This window comes from Blastomonas sp. CCH1-A6 (genome assembly GCF_001556365.1).
Classification (GTDB): domain Bacteria; phylum Pseudomonadota; class Alphaproteobacteria; order Sphingomonadales; family Sphingomonadaceae; genus Blastomonas; species Blastomonas ursincola.
This window is the reverse complement of sequence record NZ_LSIS01000058.1, coordinates 23,308-29,307: the sequence shown is the minus strand read 5'-3', so window position 1 is coordinate 29,307 and position 6,000 is coordinate 23,308. Positions and strand designations below refer to the sequence as shown.

The 6,000-nt window shown below is 61.0% G+C and carries 5 protein-coding genes and 1 riboswitch; all 5 genes read left to right on the top strand.

Translation table 11 applies throughout. The features are described from left to right. A riboswitch (cobalamin riboswitch) is annotated at positions 1 to 158 on the top strand. This riboswitch is flagged as partial in the annotation. Between the two features lie 215 nt (positions 159 to 373). The 5 genes from AX735_RS02430 (at position 374) to AX735_RS02410 (ending at position 5,961) form a co-directional block, all read left to right on the top strand. Next, the gene (locus AX735_RS02430) at positions 374 to 2,317 is read left to right on the top strand and encodes a TonB-dependent receptor plug domain-containing protein (protein ID WP_039330622.1); all 1,944 of its coding nucleotides are present in this window, start codon (positions 374 to 376) and stop codon (positions 2,315 to 2,317) included. 113 nt (positions 2,318 to 2,430) lie between these two features. Then, the gene (locus tag AX735_RS02425) at positions 2,431 to 3,222 is read left to right on the top strand and encodes an ABC transporter substrate-binding protein (protein ID WP_160328032.1); all 792 of its coding nucleotides are present in this window, start codon (positions 2,431 to 2,433) and stop codon (positions 3,220 to 3,222) included. Then, positions 3,219 to 4,205, top strand: a complete 987-nt coding sequence (locus AX735_RS02420) for a FecCD family ABC transporter permease (protein WP_039330624.1) — start codon at positions 3,219 to 3,221, stop codon at positions 4,203 to 4,205. The genes AX735_RS02425 and AX735_RS02420 overlap by 4 nt, the downstream gene beginning before the upstream one ends. Beyond that, a complete protein-coding gene (locus AX735_RS02415) occupies positions 4,202 to 4,984 on the top strand; it encodes an ABC transporter ATP-binding protein (protein ID WP_052241777.1) in 783 nt (260 codons plus the stop codon). Before AX735_RS02420 ends, AX735_RS02415 begins: the two co-directional genes overlap by 4 nt. Next, positions 4,981 to 5,961, top strand: coding sequence for a DUF6925 family protein (locus AX735_RS02410; protein WP_052241778.1), 981 nt, complete (start codon positions 4,981 to 4,983; stop codon positions 5,959 to 5,961). The genes AX735_RS02415 and AX735_RS02410 overlap by 4 nt, the downstream gene beginning before the upstream one ends. The last annotated feature ends 39 nt before the right edge of the window (positions 5,962 to 6,000 follow it).

Sequence of the window (6,000 nt, the reverse complement as noted above, 5' to 3'; positions counted from 1 at the left end):
GTCCCTGCAACTGTAAGCGGCGAGCGCGATGCACATCGCTTCCACCTTCGGGCGGAAGCAGCCACTGGGCCTTACGCTTGTCCAAGCGCGGCCTGGGAAGGCCGTGCATCAAGCTATGACCCGCGAGCCAGGAGACCTGCCGGCGTTTGGTCGCTCTTGCTGCGGTCCAGGGGATGGCCATGGCACGGTAACCTCCGTCTGAGCGACGAACCATTGCGGCTGGGGCCGCAGGGTTAGTCCTGCGCGGGTGAATTGTGCCCACTCGCGTTGGCCTGGCCGACCGTTCGTGCGCTCTCCCGACTCGCCTTGGGAGTTGATGGATCCGGTTGCCCCTTTTCGTCGCGCAGTTGCTCGGCACCAAGGGGGTATCCCGATGAAGAAACCTGTTCTCGTATCCACGTTTGCGCTGGCGCTAGCCAGCTGCCCGGCCTTCGCGCAGTCGAACCCGGGACAGCCTACAACCAATGACAGCGGAGAAACCATTGTCGTGACGGCGTCACGGTCCGGTGAGGCCGTGGCCGTAAACAAGCTCGGTGCGTCGGTGACGGTACTGGACAGCGAAGCGTTGGAGCAGCGCCAGACCCGGATTGTTTCGGACATTCTGCGCGATGTGCCGGGCGTTGCCGTGAGCCGCACCGGCGCTGCTGGCGGCCTCACCCAGCTCCGGCTTCGCGGCTCCGAGGGCAACCACGTCCTCGTTCTGATTGACGGTATAGAAGCTTCGGACCCGTATTTTGGCGAGTTCGATTTCGCCACTCTCATTGCCGATCCCGAAGCCCGCGTTGAAGTCCTGCGAGGGCAGCAGTCCTCGCTTTACGGTTCGGACGCGATCGGCGGCGTTATCCAGTATCTGACATTGACCGGGAAGGAGGCTCCGGGGGTCAGCTTGCGCGCAGAGGGCGGCAGCTTCAACACCTTCACCGGAAGCGCGCGTGCTGGCGGAGTGTCTGGCGATCTCGATTATGCTGTGTCTGGCGCTTACTATCACACCGGCGGCTATCCCACGGCACGAAATGGCAGCAGGGATGTCGGCTCCGACATCGCAGGCCTTTCGGCCAAGCTCATCTGGTCGCCGTCCGAAACCTTCAAACTGACCGGCGTTGCCCGCTACAGCTTCACGGAAGCCGATACCAACAACAGCGAGAACAATCCGGCGAGCCCGCTATTCGGATTCACCGTCGACAGCCCCGGCGTGTTCTTCAGAAACAAGGCCTTCTATGGTCTTGTGAGAGCTGAACTGATCGGGCTCGACGGCCGCTGGACGAACGCAGTGACAGGGCAAGTCGCGTTGAGCGAGCGCAAGGGCTTCGACGCTGCGGGCTTCGATTACGGCAACAAGGGTAACCGCTACAAAGGCTCGTTCGAATCGAGCCTGCGGCTGGGCACCGACGCCATCCGGCATCGCCTGACCGCCGCAATCGACGTCGAGCGCGAAGAATTCCAGAACACCACACCGTCATCCTTCGCGTTTCAGGGAAAAAGATCGACCGACAATGTCGGGATTGTCGGGCAGTATGAACTGCTGATCAACGACGCATTCTCTTTTGGTGCATCGATCCGCCATGACGAAAATGATCGCTTTGATGACCCCACAACTTGGCGGGTTCAAGGCAGTTATTCGCTCCCGACTGGTACCCGTGTTCGCGGTGCCTATGGAACGGGGGTCAAGAATCCGGGCTATTTCGAGCTCTATGGATTTTCCGATGGCCGCTATATTGGCAACCCTAACCTGAGGCCCGAGAAGTCGGAAGGGTGGGAAGCCGGCATCGAGCAAAGCTTCAGCGATGGCAAGGCCACCATAAGCGCGACCTATTTCGATAGCCGCCTGAAGGACGAAATTTTCACGACCTTCCCCGCTCCGACCTTCATAGCGACGCCATCAAACCGTGCAACTTTGTCGAAACAGCATGGCATTGAGGTGGCCCTTGCCGCCCGTCCAATTCCCCAGATCAGGCTGGACGCCGCCTACACATGGCTTCATGCGCGAGAAAACGGCACAGTCGAGGTGCGTCGCCCCAAGCATATCGGCAGTTTCAACGCGACAGTGTTCAGCAAGGATGAGCGCTTTTCGGGTACGTTGACAGTGCGCTACAACGGGCGTCAGACCGATGTCGCGTTTACAAATCCAAGCTTCATTCCGGTGCGCGTGTCCCTGAGGGAATATGTACTGGTTAACCTGAATGCCGAATACAAGTTGCGCCCCAACATTTCGTTGTTTGCGCGCGTAGAAAACCTCATCAACGAGCAATACGAAGAGGTGTTCAGTTTCGCCACTCCGGGCCGCGCAGGCTATGGTGGCGTTCGCGTCCGCTTCTGATGTTCCGCAAGGCGCTCTGCCTCCTTTGGATGATCTCCGTGCTTCCGGCTCTGGCCGGTTGCACGGAGCCGTCTGGTAGTCGCAGCCAGGCGGCAGCAAAGCCAGTCCATGTCATGTCGATGAACCAGTGCACGGATCAGCTTGTCCTGGCATTGCTGCCACCTGAGCGGATCGCGTCGGTCACTTGGCTGTCGCGCGATCCCGACGGCTCCCTCATGTTCCGCGAGGCTGCGCGTGTCGACATCAACCATGGAATGTCGGAGGAGGTCCTGCGCCAGAAGCCGGACCTGGTTATTGCCGGGGCATTTACGACGCCGGCAACACGCGGACTGCTTAAGCGATTAGGGTTTCCAATGATCGAGGTCGATCATGCGGAAACCTACGAAGATATCCGCAAGATAACCCGACAGGTCGCCAAGGCAGTAGGAGAGCCCGCTCGCGGCGAGGAATTGATCGCAAAAATGGACCGCCAACTGGCCGACCTTGCGCGCGATCCGGGCCCGCCGCTACGAGTGGCTGCGTGGGATGGTGCTGGCTTCAATGCAAGCACGGGGTCTCTCTATGACACTGTGCTCAAGACAGCCGGTGCGACCAATGTTGCCAACACACTGCAGAAGAGCAGCTACGGCAAACCGGATATCGAAATCCTGCTCCTTTCTGCTCCGTCCCTGCTGGTGAAAGGCGCCGGGGTAGGTCGCCGCCCGGGGCTTCGCGAAAACGTCGAGCGACACCCTCTAATCCGTCGCTACTGGGACGGTGACCGTACGCTGACGATCCGACAGGCGTACTACGTTTGCGGAACGCCGATGGTGACGGAAGCCGCGATGCAGTTGCGCAACGAACTTCGTTCAGCGGCTCTCCATGCCCGCTCTCCCCTTCCCTTTGCCGGTGGGAAATCGCTATGACCCGGTGGCTTGTTCCCATGCTGGTCAGTTGTCTGCTCGCCAGCGCTTTCGCTTCGGTGCTGGCTGGCTCCGTCTGGTTGACACCACGCGAAGCGTTTCAGGCGCTGGCTTTCGATCATGCGGATCTGGCTGGCCAGATCGTCACCCAGATCCGCCTGCCACGGGTTGTCCTTTCGATGGCCATCGGTGGCATCCTTGGCCTCTCGGGTGCCGTCATGCAGGGGCTGTTGCGAAACCCGCTGGCTGACCCCGGCCTGCTGGGCGTTTCGGCAGGTGCCTCGCTCGGTGCGGTCATCGCCATCTATTTCGGCTTTGCCGCCAGTTTTACCCTTGCCGCTCCGCTGTTTGGTCTGACAGGTGCATTCGTCACCACAGGCATTGCCTTCATCCTTGCGCGGGGAGGCGGTACCCTATCGCTCATCCTGGCCGGGGCAGCAGTCAGCAGCATAGCCAGTGCAGGCGTCAGTCTGGCGCTCAACCTCTCCCCCAATCCTTATGCCGCTTACGAGATCATGACCTGGCTGATGGGTTCGCTTGCCGATCGAAGCTGGGATCATGTCCGCCTTGCCACACCCTTTATCCTTGCCGGGGGTACGATGCTTCTGCTGACGGGCCGAGCTCTGGATGCTCTTGCATTGGGTGAAGCGCAGGCTGAAAGCCTGGGGATTGCGGTTTCACGAACGCGCATGCTGGCGCTGATCGGTACGGCCCTTGGCGTCGGAGGCGCAACCGCCGTATCCGGAACGATCGGTTTCGTAGGCCTGATTGCGCCTCACCTTGTCCGGCCTCTGGTCGCCCATCGTCCAGGCAAGGTGCTCATCCCGGCCATGCTGGTTGGAGCCGTTCTGGTAACCCTCGCCGACATCGCGTCGCGCACATTGGTATTCCGGGGCATGCCGCTAAATCTCGGGGTGTTCATCAGCCTGATCGGGGCACCGTTCTTCCTGTGGCTGGTCCTTCATGTCCGGAGACGCACCGCATGAGCGCGCTGCACTTTCATGGTGTTTCGGCGCGCCGGGGGCAGCGTCTGGTCCTTGACGGGATATCGGCGCGTGTTCCATCGGGCCATCTGACTGCTGTGATCGGCCCCAATGGCGCCGGCAAGAGCACCTTGCTGGACATCACATCGGGCCTCAAACGCCCGGTGCAAGGTTCGGTCGAACTCGATGGCAAGGACCTCCACCGCCTTGGCCGCCGGGAACTTGCCAAGTTGCGTGCCTATCTGCCGCAACGTGCGGGGGTTGATTGGCCGATCACCGTAGAGCGCGTGGTTGCGCTCGGGCTGACTCCGGCGCTGCCAGCATTCGGCACCATACCGTCCGCTCTGCTTCCCGCCATCGACGATGCACTGCTCGCCTGCGATCTGCTGGGTTTGCGGGATCGGCCAGCCACGCAATTGTCGGGTGGCGAACTGGCGCGGGCAATGCTGGCCCGCGCGATTGTCGGCGATCCAGCGCTTCTGATCGTTGATGAACCAACCGCGGGTCTGGATCCACGCCATGCCATCGATGCCGTCCAGCGTCTCAAGGCCCGGACCACGGCCGGGTGCACGGTTGTCATGGCGATCCACGATCTTGATCTGGCCTTGGCCTTCGCGGACTCGATCCTCGCAATCCGCGATGGGCGATTGCTTGCACACGGTCCGACGCACGAAGTCGTCACCGAAAGCCTACTCACCTCGCTCTATGACGTTCCGGTCCGGTTATCTCGTGACGGGGACGGCATTTCCGTCCGCTTTCTCAAGTCCGGGGTATCATCATGAACCAGATTTCCTTTGACGAACTGGCACGTCTCGCGTGCGACCCTGGCCATGGCTGGAGCATCGGCACATTCGGTGCGATCGGCGAATTCATTCGCGACGAGGATGAGCCGGCCACGGTTCAAAACGACCGCGACAATATCGAAATCGTGACCGCTCGCGGTGCCTTGCGGATCAGGCATTCGGATAGCTTTGAATGCCTTGCCTGGGATAGCCTGTCCTCTGATGGCGAAAGCTGGGGTCATGCAATGGCGCTCTGCGCGCCTCTGACTGGTTCGGTCGATCGGGCTGTCGTATCTTTGGGCGCCGATACCGACGCCATTCGCAGGGAAGACCAGTCGAGCCGCCTGTTCGACATGGGCGTTTGTAACGGCACCATAAGGATGTGCGCCCGCACTGACGACGAAGCGCTGATCGGGGCTCTCGAGGCTCTTGAAGGTCAGGACCTGCTGTCTTCGCCAACAGTCATGGCCGAGGTTCTGCGTGCGCAGCCCCACCGGGTCATGCTCTCGCCTGCCGGACGGATCGAAGTCTTCCAACCGATTCCGCCTCCGGATGGGAAATCGCCGGAAGGCCCGCACACCCATCTGCTTGCCAAGCTTATCGGGAAGGGTCGGCCACATGGCGCCAACGTCCCCATTCCGGATGGCTATCAGTCGATCCTGAACATTCACCCTCGCTCACCTTGGCGGAACGCACTGGGTGAACGGCACGATTTCGTGCCCGATACGGACACCGCCTTTTCACCTATGCTTGAACGCTTTGGCCTTGATCAGGATCGTGCCGTGGACGCACATATCCGCACCGCTGTGGCTGAAGGCGCAAACCCTGAATTCTTTGATTGGCCCGACACACGGCGGGGCCGAACGAAAGCCCGCATCGTCCTGCGCCGTCTTGCCGCTGCCGGTCACGAGCACGTGGGTCCCTGGCGCGTCTGGTTCGACCGCGCTCCCGTTGAAACCGATGAAACGGAACAGTGAGGTTGCGCCTGCAATTTCAGCGCGAACTTTGATTGGCAT

Coding starts and splice junctions, on each gene's coding strand:
- AX735_RS02410 (WP_052241778.1), top strand. CDS start 4,981: ATGAACCAGATTTCCTTTGACGAACTGGCACGTCTCGCGTGCGACCCT.
- AX735_RS02425 (WP_160328032.1), top strand. CDS start 2,431: ATGTCGATGAACCAGTGCACGGATCAGCTTGTCCTGGCATTGCTGCCA.
- AX735_RS02420 (WP_039330624.1), top strand. CDS start 3,219: ATGACCCGGTGGCTTGTTCCCATGCTGGTCAGTTGTCTGCTCGCCAGC.
- AX735_RS02415 (WP_052241777.1), top strand. CDS start 4,202: ATGAGCGCGCTGCACTTTCATGGTGTTTCGGCGCGCCGGGGGCAGCGT.
- AX735_RS02430 (WP_039330622.1), top strand. CDS start 374: ATGAAGAAACCTGTTCTCGTATCCACGTTTGCGCTGGCGCTAGCCAGC.